Raw genomic sequence first — 18,180 nt, forward strand, 5'->3', positions numbered from 1 at the left:
GCTGGCGTTTCGTTCGCGACTTTGAAATGGATGACACATGACGCAGGAAACATCTGGTCAAGCTCAATTGGCGCTGCTGGGACATTTCCAGCTGACCCTGGGCGATGACACGCTGACGCAGTTCAGCTACGACAAGGTCAAGGCACTGTTGCTGCATCTTCTGCTGCATGATCAGGCCGTCTCGCGGGCGGGGCTGGCAGAGCTGCTATGGCCGGATCAGGGGCTGTCCTCGGGCCGCACCAACCTGCGCCATGCCCTGCATTGCCTGCGTCAGAGCCTGGGGGAGGAGGCCGACAATCTTCTGACGGTCTCACGTCAGACGATCGCGCTGTCGATTCCGGATTACTGGGAGCTGGATCTCGACGAGCTCAACGGCCTGTTGCTGGCGCCGCCCTCGGTGGCGACGCTCAACGAGGTGCTGGGACTCTACCGGGGCGATCTCGTCGAAGAGCTTGCCCTGACCCAGTGCCCGGAATTCCAGCGCTGGATGATCAAGGTGCGCGGCGAATGGCGTCAGCGCGTCATCCAGTATGCCGAGCGAGTACTGGCGACCGATGAGCCGGTCCCGGACGATGTGCTGCGGACCCTGGTGAGCCGCTTCTCCGGATATGGCCCCTTCCATGAACGCCTGGTACGTCAGCTCGCGGAAGATGGTCAGTCGGCTGCGGCGCATGAGCAGTTCAATGCCTTCCTGCAACAGCTGGCACTCTCCGGTCAGCAGCCTGATCCGGGATTCCTGCAGCTGGCCCGTTACTGGTCCGATGGCAAGAGCGAGCAGATGGGAGCGCTCACGCCGCAGGGCGCCATTTCTCGCACGCTGTCGCTGGACAGCGCGCCGCTGCGTGAAGACGAGATCGACCACCGTCAGCTGTCGGTCATGGCGATTCGCCTCAGCGTCAAGGACAGTCATCGTGATCGTGTCTGGGCCCGCGCCAGTCTGACCCTGCAGATCGAGCTGCTGCGCTGGCTGGAGCAGCAATGCCACCACCTGGGCGGTTTCTGGCTGCCGGGTGCCACAGGTGGCGTCGGCCTGGCGTGCTTCGGCACGCATGGCCCGGCCCATCAGCTGGCAGAGCTCGTGGCGCTTTATGAGCACTGCAGCAAGGCGATGCCGGATGAGATCGAGCGGATCTGGGATGGCGAAGGCAAGCCGCCGGTCTTCTCGCTGTCGGCGGGTCTCCACTCCGGGCAGGTCATCTATCTGCCGGAGCGTCAGCTGGCCGACCCGCTTGGCCAGGTGACCCAGTATTCCCTGGAATTGATGACGGCGGCCGAAGGCAGCGAGCTGGTGATTTCCCAGGAGGCCAGTCAGCACATGCCTCCCGCACTGGATCTGCAGCCACGTCTCACGTCACGCCTGTTGGCAGCGGACGGACGAGTGCGTCTGCGCGCGTTGGTCCTGAGCAGCAGCGTGGGGCATCGTGAGGCGTCACTGCCGACACTGATCGGACGTGAAGGCGAGCTGCGCCGTCTGCGCGATGCGCTGGCGCGTGCCAGTATCGGGCTGCGTCAGAGCGTGCTGGTCAGCGGCAACTCCGGCATGGGCAAGTCGGCCCTGATGGTCAACTTCCGGCAGCTCGAACAGAGTCAGGACGTGGGCCTGTGCTGGATGCCGACGACTCGCCTCTCGCAGCTGGAACCCTACAGCGTGGTGCGCACCCTGATGCGCTGGCGCCTCGATGGTCATGTGGATCGTGATGGCGTCGAACAGGTATTTGAATCCTCCGAGGCCTTGCAGGCTCTCGACGAGGACGTGCGTCGCTCCTTCCATGCGGTGCTGGGGACCGCGGAGGAGGCCTCGGAAGATGAATCCCTGATCCAGAGCAGCGAGACGGTCGAGCGTGTGGTGCGTGTGCTGCATCTGGTGATCGAGAAATCGGCAAGCCTGCGTCCGCTGGTGATGATGATCGACGACCTGCAGTGGCTCGATGAACCGTCGCTCAAGGTGCTGGCGGGACTGCAGGCGCGCCTGCCCATCAACATCGGCTTCATGCTGGCGGCCAGCCACAACGGCCGCGACAGCCTTGCCGTCAAGCTCAACTGGGACCAGCATATCTCGCTGGGTCGCCTGGACCCGATGCAGGTCTCGCGTCTGCTGTCGCATCTGTCGCGTCGCTATCGTCTGCATCTCAGCCCGCGCATGCGCAGCCAGCTCATCGAGCGCTGCGATGGTGTGCCGCTCTACCTGCAGGAGATCTGTCGTCGTCTCGACATGGATCGCCGTGAGGGGCGTCCGGTGCAGCTCGACGAGCTGCCCAAGGGCTTGATCGGCCTGCTGTCCAGCCGTATCGACCAGCTGGAAGAAGGCCGCGATGTGGCCCACGCCGCCGCTGTGCTGGGACGTGTCTTCAAGCTGAGCTTCCTGCGCCAGAGCTGCGAATTCGAGGAAGGGCGCCTCAAGCGTTCCATCGAGAGCATGCAGCGCCTGGAGATCATCGAGGCCTGTGGCAACGATAGTGAATTCGACTACCAGTTCACCCACCAGCTGATCCAGGAAGCGGCCTATCTGTCCTGCCCGCGTGACGTGCGTCGCCGCATTCACCTGCAGGTCGTGGCCCTCATCGAGGACAAGCATCCTGCCTGGATCAGCCGTCACCCCGGCTATTTCGCCGTCCATCTGCGCAAGTCACAGAACTTCAGTCGTGCTGCGCGCTATTTCGAGCTGTCGGCACGTGAAGCGCTCAAGATCAGCGCCAACCGTACCGCGCTCAAGATGGCCGACAGTGGTCTGGCGTGTCTCAAGCATGTCGAAGGGCAGGAGGAGCGTGAGGTCAGCCTGCTGACCGTACGCGGCCAGGCCGGCTTCGCGCTGGAAGGGCATGGTTCCCGCATCGCGCACGAGAGCTTCGTGCAGGCGCGCAATCTGCTCAACAGTCCGGCGCTGCTGGAAGATGATGAGCCGGATCTCGAGCAGGCCTTCATCGTGAAGTGGGGACTGTGGGTCGGTTGCAGTGAGCGCCATGCGCATGCGGATGCCTTCGCGCTGGCCTCGGGCCTGAGTGATCTGGCGGAAGAGCTGTCGGATGGCCGTTATCGTCGTCTGGCCGACTATGCGCGGGCACACTGCGAATTCTGGGCCGGTCGCGTACGCGTGGCAGGTGAGCATCTCGATGAGATCGATCCGGTCCACAATCCCATGGTGCTCGAATGGTTGCCGTTCAGTGATCACCCTCAGGTGGCAGCGGCATGTCTGCAGAGCTGGACGTCCTGCCTGCGCTTTGACTACGTGCAGGCCGAGCAGCAGGCCGAGGCGGCCATCCGCATGGCGGAGGCCATCGGTCAGCCGGGCTCGTTGGCCATGGCGTTGATGTTCTCCACCTCGCTCTATCGTCAGCTGGGGCATACCCATCTGGCCACCCAGCGTGCCGAGCGGGCGCTGGAGCTGACCCGCTCCGCGGATCTGCACCTCTGGCACATGGCGGCGCATGGCGTGCTTGGCTGGGCGCGGGCAATGAACGGCGACCGCGACGGGCTCGCGATGCTGCAGTCCAGCATCAACGAGTTCGCCGAGCTGACCGGGCGTGAGCGGCATCAGCGGCCCAATCTCTGGTACATGGATGCCGTGATGGCGCTGGGTGAGCATTCGGCGGCCGAAGAGTACATGGAGAAGGTGCTGCTGGTGGCTCAGGAGCGCAACTCCTTCTATCTGGCAGAGGTCAGCTACCTGGTGGCCGCGTTGCGTGCCGCTCAAGGTCTGCCGAGCGAGAAGGTGCGTTCCTTGATCGAGCAGGGCCTGGCCTACTCCATCGAGCAGGAAAATCCGCATCATGAAGCAATGGGACTCGCTGCCTGGTTGAGGCTGGTCGATGCGCAGGATGCCGAGCGCTGCGAGCGCCTCAAGGCACTGCTGGATGAGCTGCCGGCAACGGATGCACCCGCGGTACTGGGGTGGCATCAGCTGGTGGAGGCGGTGGAAGGGCGTGCGCGTCGCAAGGCGTCCTCGCCGGCCTGATGCAGGCGATCAGCCGTGGGTGATCGCATCACACAATGGCAATGCGAATTCCCGCAGGGTCGGTCCCTGGCCGCAGGCAATGATGTCGAAGGCGGTATCGGGGCGCCAGTCGCCCAGCACGATGCGGCGCGCCGCTTCGCCATCGATCTCGAGTTCATGTACCGCCGGGCGATGGGTGTGGCCGTGGATCAGGGTGCGCACGCCGTGCTCGCGCATCTCGCGAACCACTTCCTCGGGCGTGACGTCCATGATCGCCTCATCCTTCTCGCTGTTGGTCTCGCCGGACTGCATGCGCAGTGACTGGGCCAGGGCCAGTCGCTGCTCCAGCGGCATGGCCAGAATCTGTGCCTGCCACTGAGGGTCGCGCGTCATGGCACGAAACTTCATGTAAGCCTCATCGCGGGTACACATGCTGTCGCCATGCATCAGCAGCACGCGCTCGCCGTCGAGCTCGATCACGCTCGGGTCGGGCAGCAGGGTCACGCCGGCCTCGGCCGCGAAGGTCTCGCCGATGAGGAAGTCGCGATTGCCGTGCATGAAGTAGAGCCTGGTGCCGCGGGCCGAGACGCGCTGCATGGCCTCGCTCATGCGCTGGGTGAAGTCGTCGCGATAATCATCGCCGACCCATACCTCGAAGATATCCCCCAGCAGGTAGAGGCGATCCACCGCAGGTTCGCAGGTCGCCAGGCGCGCCATGTAGTCGAGAAAGCCCTGGGCGATCTCGGGAGTCTCGGGCTGCAGGTGCAGGTCGGAGATGAACAGAGTGGTGGCAGTCATGGTCAGGTCCACGGGTCGGGGCGGGCCGAGTGAGAGAGCAACGCAAACCGCCCGGCCTGACGCTCGATATCACGAGGCAAGGCCGGGCGGCAGGTACGCGGTGAGGCGCGATCAGCGGAAATCGCTTATTCGGTGATTTCGGCGCTGGTGATGATCACGTCTTCTGCCGGCACGTCGGCGTGGCCGTCGCGACGCGTGGTCTTGACCGCCTCGATCTTCTCGACCACGTCCATGCCTTCGACGACCTTGCCGAACACGCAGTAACCCCAGCCCTGGCTGGTCTTGCTGGTGAAGTTCAGGAAGTCGTTGTCATTGACGTTGATGAAGAACTGGGCGCTGGCGGAGTGAGGATCCATGGTACGTGCCATGGCCACGGTGCCGCGGTCGTTCTTGAGGCCATTGTCGGCTTCGTTCTCGATCACGCCGTTGGTCGGCTTCTGGTTGAAGTCGGTGTCAAAGCCACCGCCCTGAACCATGAAACCCGGGATGACGCGGTGGAAAAGGACGTTGCTGTAGTGGCCTTCACGCACGTATTGCTCGAAGTTGGCCGCAGTCTTCGGGGCCTTCTCGTGGTTGAGTTCGAGGGTGATGTCGCCGTAGTTGGTGTGAAGAACGATCATGCGAATTTCCCGGTCATCTGTCTTGCTCAAGTGTCAGGCAGGCGGGGCCTCATGGCATCGCCTGCGGGCGTCGCGCTATAATAGCGGCTTTGTATCCTGAGACGAAAGCCTGAGGGGGCGGCAGGCCCCCGTGACGTCCCGGAACACGACGCCCAAGAACCACACAGAGGTGCAGCGAAACTTCATGAGTACCGAGACCCAGAGCGCCCCGAACTTCGTGTTGAACCAGATCCGCGAAGAACTCGACGCCGGCCGCGCCGAAAAGGTTGTCACGCGTTTCCCGCCGGAGCCCAACGGCTTCCTGCACATCGGGCACGCCAAGTCGATCTGTCTGAACTTCGGTCTGGCGCAACAGCTGGGTGGCGACTGTCACCTGCGCTTCGATGACACCAACCCGGCCAAGGAAGAGCAGGCCTATATCGACGCCATCAAGGAAGACGTCGAGTGGTTGGGCTTCGAGTGGGCCGGCAAGGTGCGCTTCGCCTCCGATTATTTTGATCAGCTCTATGCCTGGGCCCAGCACCTGGTGCGCGAAGGCAAGGCCTATGTCGATGACCTCTCGCCGGACGAGATCCGTGAATACCGTGGCACGCTCAAGGAGCCGGGACGTCCCAGCCCCTACCGTGAGCGTAGCCCCGAGGAGAATCTCGATCTCCTCGAGCGCATGAAGAAGGGCGAGTTCGGCGAGAGCGAGAAGGTGCTGCGTGCGCGCATCGACATGGCGGCGCCCAACATCAATCTGCGCGACCCGATCCTCTACCGCATCCGTCATGCCAGCCACCATCAGACCGGCGACAAGTGGAAGATCTATCCGTCCTATGATTTCACCCACGGTCAATCCGATGCACTGGAAGGCGTGACGCACTCCATCTGTACGCTGGAGTTTGAAGACCACCGCCCGCTGTACGAGTGGTTCCTCGCCAATCTGCCGGTGCCGAGCACGCCGCGTCAGATCGAGTTCGCGCGTCTGAATCTGGATTACACCGTCACTTCCAAGCGCAAGCTGAAGCTGCTGGTGGATGAAGGCGTGGTCGATGGCTGGGATGATCCGCGCATGCCGACCATCTCCGGCATGCGTCGTCGTGGCTATACCGCGGCTTCCATCCGCAAGTTCTGCGACATGATCGGCGTGAGCCGTGCTGACGGCGGCATGGTCGAGATCGGCATGCTGCACCACGCCATTCGCTCGGACCTGGAGGACAACGCGCTGCGTGCCATGTGCGTGCTCAACCCGCTCAAGGTGGTGCTGACCAACCTGCCGGAAGGCCATGAGGAAGTGTTCGAGGTCCCCGGCCATCCGGCGCGTGATGACATGGGCACGCGTCAGATTCCGCTGACCCGTGAGCTGTGGATCGACGCGGATGACTTCATGGAAGACGCGCCGAAGAAGTTCTTCCGTCTCGCGCCCGAGAAGGAAGTGCGTCTGCGCAACGGTTACGTCATCCGCTGTGATGAAGTGATCAAGGATGACGCCGGCGAGATCGTCGAGCTGCGGTGCAGTGTCGACCTCGATACCCTCGGCAAGAACCCTGAAGGCCGCAAGGTCAAGGGTGTCATCCATTGGGTCAGCGCCGAGCATGCAGTGCCGGTCGAGGTGCGTCAGTACGAGAATCTGTTCCTGGAAGCCGAGCCGGACCGTGACAAGGATGTCGATTTCCTTGAGCACCTCAATCCGCAGTCGCTGAGCATCGTCAAGGGCTTCGGTGAGCCGAGTCTGCGCGATGCCGCGCCGGAAACGCGCTACCAGTTCGAGCGTATCGGCTACTTCGTGGCGGATCGTCATGACTGCGTCGATGGCGCGCTGGTCTTCAACCGCACCGTCAGCCTGAAGGACGGTTGGGCCAAGGCACAGAAGAAGGGGTGATGGTCGGCGGGCTCCCGCGGGAGCCCTGTCGTCACGCTTTCGTGACCTGCTTCACGGCCCGCAGTCTGATCCTGTACCTTCTGTGACGAAGTTGCATGACCGGCCTGCGGGCCGTTCCATTTTGAAAGGCTGACAGCTTTCTGTCAGCAAAGTAGCCAAGGGCGATGACTGAATGATTCCACTCGAAGATGCCGCGAGCACACTGTCCATCTACAGTACCCTGAGCCGGACCAAGGCACCTTTCGTGCCACTGGAAGGCAACAAGGTGCGCATGTACGTCTGTGGCGTGACGGTCTATGACCTCTGTCACATCGGGCATGCGCGTGTGATGGTGGCCTTCGATGTCATCACGCGCTACCTGCGTGCGCGCGGGTATGACGTCACCTACGTGCGCAACATCACCGACATCGACGACAAGATCCTCAAGCGCGCCGACGAGAATGGCGAGGCCTTCGATGCGCTCACCGAGCGCATGATCCAGGCGATGCATGAAGATGAAGGGCGCCTGGGGATTCTGCGTCCTGACCTCGAGCCGCGTGCCACCGCGCACATCGCTGACATCATCGCGATGACCGAGACGCTGATTGACAAGGGCTATGCCTATGCGGCCAGCAACGGTGATGTCTACTACCGTGTGCGTCGTTTCGAGGGCTACGGCAAGCTCAACAACCGTCAGCTCGATGACATGCAGTCCGGTGCGCGGGTGGAGGTCGAGGAAGCCAAGGAAGATCCGCTCGACTTCGTGCTGTGGAAGGCTGCCAAGCCGGGCGAGGCCAGCTGGCCGTCGCCCTGGGGGGAGGGGCGTCCTGGCTGGCACATCGAGTGCTCCGCGATGTCGACCTGCTGCCTGGGCAACACCTTCGATATCCACGGCGGCGGGCCGGACCTGACCTTCCCCCATCACGAGAACGAGATCGCCCAGTCCGAGGCCGCCACGGGCCAGCAGTACGCCAACGTGTGGATGCATGCCGGCGCGGTGCGTGTCGGTCAGGACAAGATGTCCAAGTCGCTGGGCAACTTCTTCACCATTCGTGACGTGCTGGAGCAGCACAACCCGGAAGTGGTGCGTTACCTGCTGGTGGCCAGCCACTATCGCAGCGCGATCAGCTATGAAGCCAACTCGCTGGATGAGGCGCGTCGCTCGCTGGAGCGCTTCTACAATGCGCTCGAGACTGTCACGCCCGAGCAAGGCGAGGTGTCAGGCGATTGGCGGGCACGCTTCGTGGCCGCCATGGATGACGACTTCAATACGGCGGGTGCGCTGTCGGTGCTGTTCGAGCTGGCACGCGAGCTGAACCGTGCCAAGAAGGAAGCACCGCAGCAGGCGCCGGCGCTGGCCTTCGAGCTGATCTCGCTGGGCGGTCTGCTGGGTCTGTTCGGGCAGGACCCGGCAGTCTTCCTCAAGGGCGATACTGCGGCGCTGGCGTTGTCTGAAGACGAGATCCAGGCGCAGATCGAGGCGCGTGCCGCCGCCAAGAAGGCCAAGGATTTCGCGGGGGCGGATCGCATCCGTGACGAGCTGGCCGCACAGGGCATCATCCTCAAGGACTCCCGTGAGGGGACGACCTGGGTGCTGGAAGGCTGATGTCACTGGCGTGATGCGATGTCAGCATGAAAAAAACCGCCGTCCCATGAGGGGCGGCGGTTTTTTGTGCGCTGTCGACCAGCACCGCTTTCGAGCCGTCTGCGATCAGCTGGCGAGTCGCTTGACCATGGCATCGACCATGCGCGAGGACTGGCGTGCGGCCACGTGCAGGAATTCCTCGAAGGACTGGCTGTTGTTGTCCTTGCCGGCGATGTCGGACAGCGCACGGATGACCACGAACGGCATGTCGTAGAGGTAGCAGGTCTGGGCGATGGCGGCGGCTTCCATCTCGGCGGCCAGCATGCTCGGGAAGCGTGAGCGGGTCAGCGCGACCAGTTCCGGGTCGGACATGAAGATGTCGCCGGTGCAGATCAGGCCTTCACGCGCCTTGATCTCTCCCTGGGCCTCGACGCACTCGCGCGCGACCTTGACCAGCTCAGGGGCTGACGGGTAGGCCGCCGGCATCTGCGGCACCTGTCCGTGCTCATAGCCGAAGACCACGGCATCGACATCGTGATGGCGCACTTCGCTGGAGATGATCACATCGCCGATCTCGAGATCAGACGCGAAACCACCGGCCGAGCCGGTATTGATGATGGCATCCGGCTGGTAGCGCTCGATCATCTGGCAGGCACCGACGGCGGCATTCACCTTGCCGATACCGGATTGCAGCAGCACGATCTTCATTCCGTGCAGCTGGCCGACATGGAAGGTGGAGCCGGCGTGGGTGCTGGTGGTGCTGTCTTCCAGGCGCTCGGCGAGAATGGCCACTTCCTCGGCCATGGCGCCGATGATGCCAAGAGTCTTGAGGGTCATGATGCGATCCTGAATCAGTTACTCGGCGGTGAGGCGCGCGTCGTGCAGCTCGGCGGCGAACAGGGTGTTCTCCAGCAGCGAGGCCACGGTCATCGGGCCTACCCCGCCGGGGACCGGCGTGATCCAGCCGGCGCGCTCCGCGGCTGGCGCGAATTCCACATCGCCGACCAGCGAACCGTCCTCGAGACGATTGATACCCACATCGATGACGATGGCGCCGTCCTTGATCCACTCCCCCTTGACCAGGCCCGGCTTGCCCACGCCGACCACGACCAGATCCGCCTGGCGGACCTTGCTCTCAAGGTCCTTGGTGAAGCGGTGGCAGACGGTGGTGGTGCAGCCAGCCAGCATCAGCTCCAGCGCCATCGGACGGCCGACGATGTTGGACGCGCCGACGATGGTGGCGTCCATGCCGCGCACCTGCAGGCCGCTCTCGGACAGCAGCGTCATGATGCCCTTGGGCGTGCAGGGACGCATCACCGGCAGGCGCTGTGCCAGACGACCGAGGTTGTAGGGATGGAAACCGTCCACATCCTTGTCGGTGCGGATCCGTTCGAGGATCGGGCGTGAGTCGAGGTGCTCCGGCAGCGGCAGCTGGACCAGGATGCCATCAATGCTGGCATCGTCATTCAGCGAGTCGACCAGTGCCTCAAGTTCCTGTTGGGTCGTGTCAGCAGGCAGACGGTGCTGGGTGGAGAGGATGCCTGCCTTCTCGCAAGCGCGGTGCTTGTTGCGGACATAGACCTCGGATGCCGCGTCTTCGCCGACCAGCACGACGGCAAGCCCCGGGATTCGTTCACCGGCATCGCGGCGCGCTTCGACCTGGCGGCCGACCTGTTGGCGTACGCGTTCGGCAATGGCCTTGCCATCAATCAGTTGTGCTGCCATCAGCGATCATTCCTTCTCATAGGCAAAAATGCAGGAGGGGAGAAACCGGGGACAATTTTCGCATGCCCTGTCTGGCAGTCAACGCCGAATGACGACCTTGGTCGAAAGCAGGTGCAAGTATCGCCTCTTTTGGAGGCGTCGGAAGGGAAACGATTCTTTTGGAAAGAATTCACGTAAGGGCTTGACCGCAGACGAAAGTTCGGTAGAATACGCCTCGCATCGACGGGGTTCGACGGTCGGTTGAAGACGGTTTCGGGATATAGCGCAGTCTGGTAGCGCGCCTGCTTTGGGAGCAGGATGTCGGGGGTTCGAATCCCTCTATCCCGACCATTTGAATGCAGCACCTCGCAAGACTTCGGTCTTTCGAGACATGCATTCAAGGCTTTGTCCGGAGGTTGACTCGCAGCATCAGTTTCTGCGCCTATAGCTCAACCGGATAGAGCAACGGCCTTCTAAGCCGTAGGTTGCAGGTTCGAGTCCTGCTGGGCGTGCCATCACGATAACGATTGTTGTCATGATGGGAATCGGATTGCTCTTCATTGAGCCTGATGATGGCGACCAGACGATGTGAAGGTGTTCATGCAGTGGTGGGTGTAGCTCAGTGGTAGAGCCCCGGATTGTGACTCCGGTGGTCGTGGGTTCGAACCCCATCATCCACCCCATTGCATGTCAGCTTGAGCAGTATCAACGAGATGGAGACGGCAGGCTTTCTGTCCAACCTCCAGAAGTGGTGGGTGTAGCTCAGTGGTAGAGCCCCGGATTGTGACTCCGGTGGTCGTGGGTTCGAACCCCATCATCCACCCCACGTCTCGATGAATATCAGGATGCTGCCTGTCCCGCTTGGGCGGGCGGCATGCCGCAAAAGGGGGAGAAGGCCAATGGCTTTCTCCCCCTTTTTTCGTGTTTTTTCGCACTGCTTCGTCTGCGATCTGACCGGGTTGACGGGCGCTCCATGCGCCTGTCAGGCGGGAGGACGGAGCAGAAAAAGGCCTGGCTCCTTGAATATCTTGGACCAAGGCACCATATGGCAGGGTCATATCCGCGCTTGCCAGCGCGTGGCGGGGTTTCTACAATCTTCGCCTTTATGATTCGAACGCCACCAGTGGGTAGAGGAACTTTCATGCAAGCTTCTGTCGCAACGACTTCTCCGATCGAGCGCAAGGTCACCATTACGGTGCCGGCTTCTGAAGTCGACCAGGCCGTCAACGCCCGTCTTCTGGAAACCGCCAAGACCGTTCGTCTGAACGGCTTCCGCAAGGGCCACGTGCCGATGGCAGTGGTGCAACAGCGTTACGGCAAGGACGTGCGCAACGAGATCGTTGGCGAGATCATGCGCCAGCATTACGTGACCGCCGTCACCGAAAACGAACTGAACCCGGCTGGCTGGCCGAAGATCGATGCCACCGTCGATGAAGCCGGCAAGGATCTGGAGTTCGTCGCGACTCTGGAAATCTACCCGGAAATCGAACTGAAGCCGATCGAAGGCGCTGAAATCGAGCGTCCGCAGGCCGAAGTGACCGACGCCGACGTCGAAGAGATGATCGAGACCCTGCGCAAGCAGAATGCCTCCTGGACCGACGTCGAGCGCGCTGCCGCTGACGGCGACCAGGTCAAGATCGATTTCGAAGGCTTCCTCGGTGAAGAAGCCTTCGAAGGCGGCAGCGCTGAAGGCCACGAGCTGGTGCTGGGTTCCAACAGCTTCATCCCGGGCTTCGAAGAGCAGCTGATCGGTGCTTCTGCTGGCGACGACAAGGAAATCAAGGTTTCCTTCCCGGCTGACTACCAGGCCGAGCACCTCGCCGGTCAGGAAGCGACCTTCAAGGTCAAGGTCCACGCCGTCAAGGCTCAGGAACTGCCGGAAGTGAACGAAGAGTTCATCGCCCAGTTCGGCCTGGAAGCTGCCGATGTCGAAAGCTTCAAGGTGGAAGTGAAGAAGAACATGCAGCGCGAGCTGAAGAATGCGATCGAGAATCGCGTCAAGCAGCAGGTGCTGGCTGAGCTGACCAAGGCCAATGACATCCTCGTTCCGCAGGCACTGGCGGATCAGGAAATCGACGGCCTGAAGCGTCAGGCAGCACAGCAGTTCGGTCTGGGCGAAGACTTCGACGTCTCCCAGCTGCCGGGTGAGCTGTTCCAGGACCAGGCCGTCCAGCGCGTCAAGACTGGCCTGCTGCTCAGCGAAGTCGTCAGCAGCAACGAGATGGACGTCAGCGACGAAGAGCTCAACGCTCGCGTTGAAGAAATGGCCCAGCAGTATCAGGATCCGGCTCAGGTCACCGAGTACTATGGTTCCAACGAACAGGCTCGCAACCAGCTCAAGTCCGTCCTGCTCGAAGAGAAGGCCGTTGACAAGCTGCTGACACAGGCTCAGGTTAAGGACGTTACCATGTCCTACCAGGAAGCCCTGCAGGCAGCACAGCAGCAGGAAGAAGCCGAAGAAGAAGCGGCAGAAGCAGAAGTGCATGTGATTCCAGGACCCGGCTACGGCCGGGTCTCTGGTCAGTGGGCAGGGTAAAGTGGCATGCTCAATGGATATCAATGTCATCGGATGAAGGAAGCCCCCATGAACGACTTCGACATCAAGAATGCAGGCGGTCTGGTTCCGATGGTTGTCGAGCAGAATGCTCGCGGCGAACGGGCCTATGACATCTATTCCCGCCTGCTGAAGGAACGGGTGATCTTCCTTGTGGGCCCGGTTGAGGATTACATGGCCAATCTGGTCGTGGCTCAGCTGTTGTTCCTCGAGTCTGAAAACCCGGACAAGGACATCCATCTGTACATCAACTCGCCGGGTGGCTCCGTGACTGCAGGGATGGCGATCTACGACACCATGCAGTTCATCAAGCCCGACGTGTCCACCGTATGCATCGGCCAGGCGGCCAGCATGGGGGCACTGTTGCTGGCAGGCGGTGCCGCTGACAAGCGTTACGCGCTGCCCAATTCTCGTGTGATGATTCACCAGCCGCTGGGTGGCTACCAGGGCCAGGCAACGGACATCGAGATCCACACCAAGGAAATCCTGACCATTCGCGAGAAGCTGAACCGCATTCTCGCGCACCATACGGGTCAGGACTTCGACACCATCGCCAACGATACGGACCGTGACAACTTCATGGCCGCCAATCAGGCGATGGAGTACGGCCTGATCGACGCCGTGCTGGAACGCCGTCCGGACGTGGAATGATCCACGCACACGGCTGACCTGACGTCGGTAAACATGCATTTCCGGTGACTCCCCGGGGAGTCACCGCCATTGAGAGGTACGCGAATGGCTGACGGCAAAGGCAAGGACGAGAACGGCAAACTGCTGTACTGCTCCTTCTGTGGCAAGAATCAGAATGAAGTGCGCAAGCTGATCGCGGGACCTTCCGTCTACATCTGCGACGAATGTGTCGATCTGTGCAATGACATCATTCGCGAAGAGGTCCTCGAAGCCGACGCCGAAGGTGATGATGATCGCCTGCCGGCGCCGCGTGAGATTCGCTCGACTCTCGACGACTACGTGATCGGTCAGGACCGCGCCAAGCGCGTGTTGTCCGTCGCGGTGTACAACCACTACAAGCGTCTGCGTGCCGGTCAGAAGGCAGTGGACGAAGTGGAGCTGGGCAAGTCCAACATTCTGCTCATCGGCCCGACCGGTAGCGGCAAGACGCTGCTGGCCGAGACGCTGGCACGCCTGTTGAACGTTCCCTTCACCATCGCGGATGCGACCACCCTGACCGAAGCGGGTTACGTCGGTGAGGATGTCGAGAACATCATCCAGAAGCTGTTGCAGAAGTGCGATTACGATGTCGAGAAGGCCGAACGCGGCATTGTCTACATCGATGAGATCGACAAGATCTCCCGCAAGTCTGACAACCCTTCCATCACCCGTGATGTCTCGGGTGAAGGTGTGCAGCAGGCACTGCTGAAGCTGATCGAGGGCACCACTGCCTCGGTGCCGCCGCAGGGCGGGCGCAAGCATCCTCAGCAGGAGTTCCTGCAGGTCAACACGGCCAACATCCTGTTCATCGTCGGCGGTGCATTCGCCGGTCTGGACAAGGTGATCCGTGAGCGCGCCGAGAAGGGTGGCATCGGCTTCAATGCCGAGGTCAAGAGCAAGCAGGACGAGAAGACGGTTGGTCGCGTACTGGCGGATGTCGAGCCGAGCGATCTGGTCAAGTTCGGTCTCATCCCCGAGTTCGTCGGGCGTCTGCCGGTCATCGCGACATTGACCGAGCTGGACGAGGACGCGCTGGTACAGATCCTGACCGAGCCGAAGAACTCGCTGGTCAAGCAGTACTCGCGCCTGTTCGATATGGAGGATGTCGAGCTGGACCTGCGTGAAGACGCACTGCGTGCCGTGGCTCGCAAGGCCATCGAGCGTCGTACCGGCGCACGTGGTCTGCGCTCGATTCTCGAGGGCGTGCTGCTCGATACCATGTATGACATTCCCTCGGAAGAGAATGTCAGCAAGGTGGTAGTGGATGAGTCAGTGATTGCCGGCGACAGCAAGCCGCTGCTGATCTACTCCCAGAGCGAAGAGAAGAGTCAGGGCAAGGTGGCCGGCAAGGACGGCTGAAGCGTCCAGGCCTGAGTCGCACCAACGGGGGGCCGCAAGGCCCCCCGTTGCGTTTGCCTTCGTCACTCGCCTCTCTGGCAATGCCATGCGTCTCAGGATCATTGCAAAATCATGACCTTGCCCCCATGGTCTCTGTATCAGAGAGCCGTGTGAGGCGGCCCACCCACAGAATACCGAGGAACGTCTGCCATGGAGCAGAACGATGATCAGACCCTGACACTTCCGCTGCTGCCGCTGCGGGATGTGGTGGTCTATCCCCAGATGGTGATTCCGCTGTTCGTCGGCCGGGAAAAGTCGATCCAGGCCCTCGAAGTGGCCATGGAAGGCGACAAGAAGATCCTGCTTGCGGCACAGCGTGAAGCCAGCCAGGACGACCCGACTGCCGAGGATCTCTTCGCGATCGGGACCGTCGCCGACATCATGCAGTTGCTCAAGCTTCCCGATGGCACCGTCAAGGTGCTCATCGAGGGCAGCTCACGCGCCGATATCCAGGCGATTCGTCTGCATGACGACGGTCACAGCATCGCCGATGTCGTGCTGCGTGACAGCCAGCCGCTGTCCGAGCGCGAGCAGGAGACCCTGGTACGCGTTCTGCTCAACCAGTTCGAGCAGTACGTCAAGCTGTCCAAGAAGGTGCCCAATGAAGTGCTGGGCAGCCTGCAGGGCATCGAGGACCCGAGTCGCCTGGTGGATACCATCAGTGCCCACCTGTCACTGGGCATCGATGACAAGCAGGCGCTGCTCGAGATGGACAAGGTGCGCGACCGCATCGAGCACCTGATGACGCTGATCGAAGCCGAGATCGACCTGCTGCAGGTCGAGAAGCGCATTCGTACTCGCGTCAAGGAGCAGATGGAGAAGTCGCAGCGCGAGTACTATCTCAATGAGCAGATGAAGGCCATCCAGAAGGAGATGGGTGAGCTGGATGACGTGCCCAATGAGGTCGAGCAGTATGAGCGTCGCATCAAGGACGCCGGCATGCCCAAGGACGCCGAGGAAAAGGCCAATCAGGAGCTCAACAAGCTCAAGATGATGGGCCCGACGTCCGCCGAGGCGACCGTGGTGCGGACTTACCTGGACTGGCTGTGCGACGTGCCGTGGAAGAAGCGCACCCGCGTGCGTCACGACATTGATCACGCCGCCAGGGTGCTCGATGAGGACCACTACGGTCTCGACGAGGTCAAGGAACGCATCCTCGAGTATCTCGCCGTGCAGAAGCGCGTCAAGAAGCTCAAGGGGCCGGTGCTGTGTCTGGTAGGACCGCCGGGTGTCGGCAAGACGTCGCTGGGCAAGTCCATCGCCCGCGCCACCAATCGCCAGTACACTCGCATGGCGCTGGGTGGCGTGCGGGATGAATCCGAGATCCGTGGCCACCGTCGCACCTACATCGGCGCCTTGCCGGGCAAGATCATCCAGCGCATGACCAAGACCGGCGTCAAGAATCCGCTGGTGCTGCTCGACGAGATCGACAAGCTGGGCATGGATCACCGTGGTGATCCGGCCTCGGCGCTGCTTGAGGTGCTGGACCCGGAGCAGAACGACAAGTTCGCCGATCACTACCTCGAACTGGATTACGATCTGTCCGAGACCCTGTTCATCTGTACCTCGAACTCGATGAACATTCCGGGACCGCTGCGTGATCGCATGGAGATCATCCGTCTGCCGGGGTACACCGAGGACGAGAAGCTGGCCATCGCGATGCGCTACCTGGCCCCCAAGCAGCTCAAGGCCAATGGCCTGAAGCCGGGCGAGCTGACCTTCAGTGAAGCCTCCGTGCTCGAGCTGATTCGTTACTATTCGCGTGAAGCCGGTGTGCGTGAGCTGGAACGCCAGATCGCCAAGGTCTGCCGCAAGATCGTGCGCGAGCGCGTGGTCGCCGAGGCCAAGGAAGGTGCGCTGTCTTCCATGCACCTCGAGGCCGAGCAGGTCGAGCATTACGCGGGTGTCCGCAAGTACAGCTTCGGTCTCGCGGATGCCGAGGACCAGATCGGGCGCGTGACGGGCCTGGCCTGGACGTCCGTCGGCGGTGAGCTGCTGACCATCGAGTCGGTGGTCACGCCCGGCAAGGGCCGTGTCAGCAAGACGGGCTCGCTGGGCGACGTGATGAAGGAGTCGGTCAGTGCAGCGCATACCGTCGTGCGCGCACGCGCCGAGTCCTTCGGTATCGAGGCTGAACGCTTCGAGAAGGAAGACCTGCACATTCACGTGCCGGAAGGTGCCACGCCGAAGGACGGCCCCAGTGCGGGGGCTGCCATGGTCACCGCGATGGTGTCCGCTTACTGTGGGCGCCCCGTGCGCTGTGATGTGGCGATGACCGGTGAGGTCAACCTGCGCGGCGAAGTCATGCCGATCGGCGGCCTCAAGGAGAAATTGCTGGCAGCGCGACGCGGTGGTATAAAGCTCGTATTGATTCCCGAAGAGAATCGCCGTGATCTCAAGGAGGTCCCGGACACCATCAAGGATGCATTGGACATTCGCCCCGTGCGTTGGATCGATGAAGTTCTTGAGGTGGCTCTGGCGGAAAAGTCTTCAAGTGAGCCGGATGAATCTCGACAGGACGATGCCAGTGGTCGTCAGTCAGTCATCAGTACACATTGATGGATATTTCTGGCCATGCCGTTGTCGAAACGGCGGCGTGGTGCGGTTTTGCGCGTGAGGTTGCTTGACAGTCGTTTGAGGGCGTTGCTATAAACTCCGCTTCGTCGCGATCGCGTTTAGCACCCGTAATTTTCGCGCTGATTTCTGGTAATTTTTTTGCAAATTCAAGGGGTGAAGAGTGAATAAATCCGAGCTGATCGAAGCCATTGCTGCATCTGCCGATATTCCGAAAGCAGCAGCTAGCCGTGCACTCGATGCGATGGTCGACACCGTCACTGATAGCCTGAAGAAAGGTGAGACCGTGGCACTGGTCGGGTTCGGCACCTTTACTGTCAAGGAGCGCGCTGCTCGTACTGGCCGTAACCCGCAGACTGGCGATCCGATCGAAATCAGTGCTGCCAAGGTGCCGAGCTTCAAGGCTGGCAAGGCACTGAAAGACGCCGTCAACTGAGGTCTGCCTGCTCTTGCAGGTACCCGGTGACGTGGTGCCGCCCTGTCAGGACGTCGTTGTCTGTCAGG

Annotated in this window: 12 protein-coding genes and 4 tRNA genes; 12 read left to right on the top strand and 4 right to left on the bottom strand. The window is 61.7% G+C overall.

The annotated features are described in order from the left end of the window. Positions 1 to 37: 37 nt before the first annotated feature. Positions 38 to 3,952: an AAA family ATPase gene (locus CU110_RS04680; protein ID WP_084208101.1), complete on the top strand. Its 3,915-nt coding sequence runs from the start codon at positions 38 to 40 to the stop codon at positions 3,950 to 3,952. Between the two features lie 9 nt (positions 3,953 to 3,961). Here CU110_RS04680 and CU110_RS04685 read toward each other — a convergent pair whose 3' ends face one another. Beyond that, on the bottom strand, positions 3,962 to 4,729 hold the full coding sequence (locus tag CU110_RS04685) for a UDP-2,3-diacylglucosamine diphosphatase (RefSeq protein ID WP_084209638.1): 768 nt from the start codon (positions 4,727 to 4,729) through the stop codon (positions 3,962 to 3,964). A gap of 125 nt (positions 4,730 to 4,854) precedes the next feature. After that, positions 4,855 to 5,349 (bottom strand): peptidylprolyl isomerase, encoded by a 495-nt coding sequence (locus CU110_RS04690; RefSeq protein ID WP_043331309.1) that lies wholly within the window; start codon positions 5,347 to 5,349, stop codon positions 4,855 to 4,857. A 184-nt stretch (positions 5,350 to 5,533) separates the two neighbouring features. Between CU110_RS04690 and CU110_RS04695 the strand changes: the two genes are divergently transcribed. Together CU110_RS04695 and cysS are read left to right on the top strand one after the other, a co-directional pair. Next, entirely contained in the window at positions 5,534 to 7,213 is a 1,680-nt protein-coding gene (locus tag CU110_RS04695) for a glutamine--tRNA ligase/YqeY domain fusion protein (protein ID WP_077374771.1), read from the top strand. Positions 7,214 to 7,415: 202 nt separating this feature from the next. Further along, positions 7,416 to 8,798: a cysteine--tRNA ligase gene (gene cysS, locus CU110_RS04700; protein ID WP_084209639.1), complete on the top strand. Its 1,383-nt coding sequence runs from the start codon at positions 7,416 to 7,418 to the stop codon at positions 8,796 to 8,798. 105 nt (positions 8,799 to 8,903) lie between these two features. On the opposite strand, the gene mtnN is transcribed toward cysS, so the two are convergent. Then, on the bottom strand, positions 8,904 to 9,614 hold the full coding sequence (mtnN, locus tag CU110_RS04705; protein WP_084209640.1) for a 5'-methylthioadenosine/S-adenosylhomocysteine nucleosidase: 711 nt from the start codon (positions 9,612 to 9,614) through the stop codon (positions 8,904 to 8,906). Positions 9,615 to 9,632: 18 nt separating this feature from the next. Beyond that, positions 9,633 to 10,502 carry a bifunctional methylenetetrahydrofolate dehydrogenase/methenyltetrahydrofolate cyclohydrolase FolD gene (gene folD, locus CU110_RS04710; RefSeq protein ID WP_077374768.1) on the bottom strand — a complete coding sequence of 290 codons (870 nt, stop codon included), beginning with the start codon at positions 10,500 to 10,502 and terminating at the stop codon, positions 9,633 to 9,635. Between the two features lie 253 nt (positions 10,503 to 10,755). On the opposite strand from folD, the gene CU110_RS04715 reads away from it, so the two are divergent. The 9 genes from CU110_RS04715 to CU110_RS04755 all read left to right on the top strand — a co-directional run bounded on the left by CU110_RS04715 (position 10,756) and on the right by CU110_RS04755 (position 18,112). Then, positions 10,756 to 10,832: transfer RNA gene (locus CU110_RS04715), tRNA-Pro, on the top strand. Between the two features lie 87 nt (positions 10,833 to 10,919). After that, a tRNA-Arg gene (locus tag CU110_RS04720) sits at positions 10,920 to 10,996 on the top strand. Between the two features lie 93 nt (positions 10,997 to 11,089). Then, a tRNA-His gene (locus CU110_RS04725) sits at positions 11,090 to 11,164 on the top strand. A 68-nt stretch (positions 11,165 to 11,232) separates the two neighbouring features. Next, positions 11,233 to 11,307: transfer RNA gene (locus CU110_RS04730), tRNA-His, on the top strand. A 315-nt stretch (positions 11,308 to 11,622) separates the two neighbouring features. Further along, positions 11,623 to 13,017 carry a trigger factor gene (gene tig, locus CU110_RS04735; RefSeq protein ID WP_127734705.1) on the top strand — a complete coding sequence of 465 codons (1,395 nt, stop codon included), beginning with the start codon at positions 11,623 to 11,625 and terminating at the stop codon, positions 13,015 to 13,017. 48 nt (positions 13,018 to 13,065) lie between these two features. Further along, the gene (clpP, locus tag CU110_RS04740; protein ID WP_065392597.1) at positions 13,066 to 13,686 is read left to right on the top strand and encodes an ATP-dependent Clp endopeptidase proteolytic subunit ClpP; all 621 of its coding nucleotides are present in this window, start codon (positions 13,066 to 13,068) and stop codon (positions 13,684 to 13,686) included. An 84-nt stretch (positions 13,687 to 13,770) separates the two neighbouring features. Continuing rightward, positions 13,771 to 15,063, top strand: a complete 1,293-nt coding sequence (gene clpX / locus CU110_RS04745) for an ATP-dependent Clp protease ATP-binding subunit ClpX (protein WP_084208103.1) — start codon at positions 13,771 to 13,773, stop codon at positions 15,061 to 15,063. Between the two features lie 189 nt (positions 15,064 to 15,252). After that, positions 15,253 to 17,661: an endopeptidase La gene (lon, locus tag CU110_RS04750; protein ID WP_084208104.1), complete on the top strand. Its 2,409-nt coding sequence runs from the start codon at positions 15,253 to 15,255 to the stop codon at positions 17,659 to 17,661. A 178-nt stretch (positions 17,662 to 17,839) separates the two neighbouring features. Beyond that, positions 17,840 to 18,112, top strand: coding sequence for an HU family DNA-binding protein (locus CU110_RS04755; protein ID WP_065392603.1), 273 nt, complete (start codon positions 17,840 to 17,842; stop codon positions 18,110 to 18,112). Positions 18,113 to 18,180 lie beyond the last annotated feature (68 nt).

This window comes from Cobetia sp. ICG0124, assembly GCF_004006355.1.
In the GTDB taxonomy this organism is placed as follows: domain Bacteria; phylum Pseudomonadota; class Gammaproteobacteria; order Pseudomonadales; family Halomonadaceae; genus Cobetia; species Cobetia marina.

Coding starts and splice junctions, on each gene's coding strand:
- CU110_RS04680 (WP_084208101.1), top strand. CDS start 38: ATGACGCAGGAAACATCTGGTCAAGCTCAATTGGCGCTGCTGGGACAT.
- CU110_RS04685 (WP_084209638.1), bottom strand. CDS start 4,729: ATGACTGCCACCACTCTGTTCATCTCCGACCTGCACCTGCAGCCCGAG.
- CU110_RS04690 (WP_043331309.1), bottom strand. CDS start 5,349: ATGATCGTTCTTCACACCAACTACGGCGACATCACCCTCGAACTCAAC.
- CU110_RS04695 (WP_077374771.1), top strand. CDS start 5,534: ATGAGTACCGAGACCCAGAGCGCCCCGAACTTCGTGTTGAACCAGATC.
- mtnN (WP_084209640.1), bottom strand. CDS start 9,614: ATGACCCTCAAGACTCTTGGCATCATCGGCGCCATGGCCGAGGAAGTG.
- folD (WP_077374768.1), bottom strand. CDS start 10,502: ATGGCAGCACAACTGATTGATGGCAAGGCCATTGCCGAACGCGTACGC.
- tig (WP_127734705.1), top strand. CDS start 11,623: ATGCAAGCTTCTGTCGCAACGACTTCTCCGATCGAGCGCAAGGTCACC.
- clpP (WP_065392597.1), top strand. CDS start 13,066: ATGAACGACTTCGACATCAAGAATGCAGGCGGTCTGGTTCCGATGGTT.
- clpX (WP_084208103.1), top strand. CDS start 13,771: ATGGCTGACGGCAAAGGCAAGGACGAGAACGGCAAACTGCTGTACTGC.
- lon (WP_084208104.1), top strand. CDS start 15,253: ATGGAGCAGAACGATGATCAGACCCTGACACTTCCGCTGCTGCCGCTG.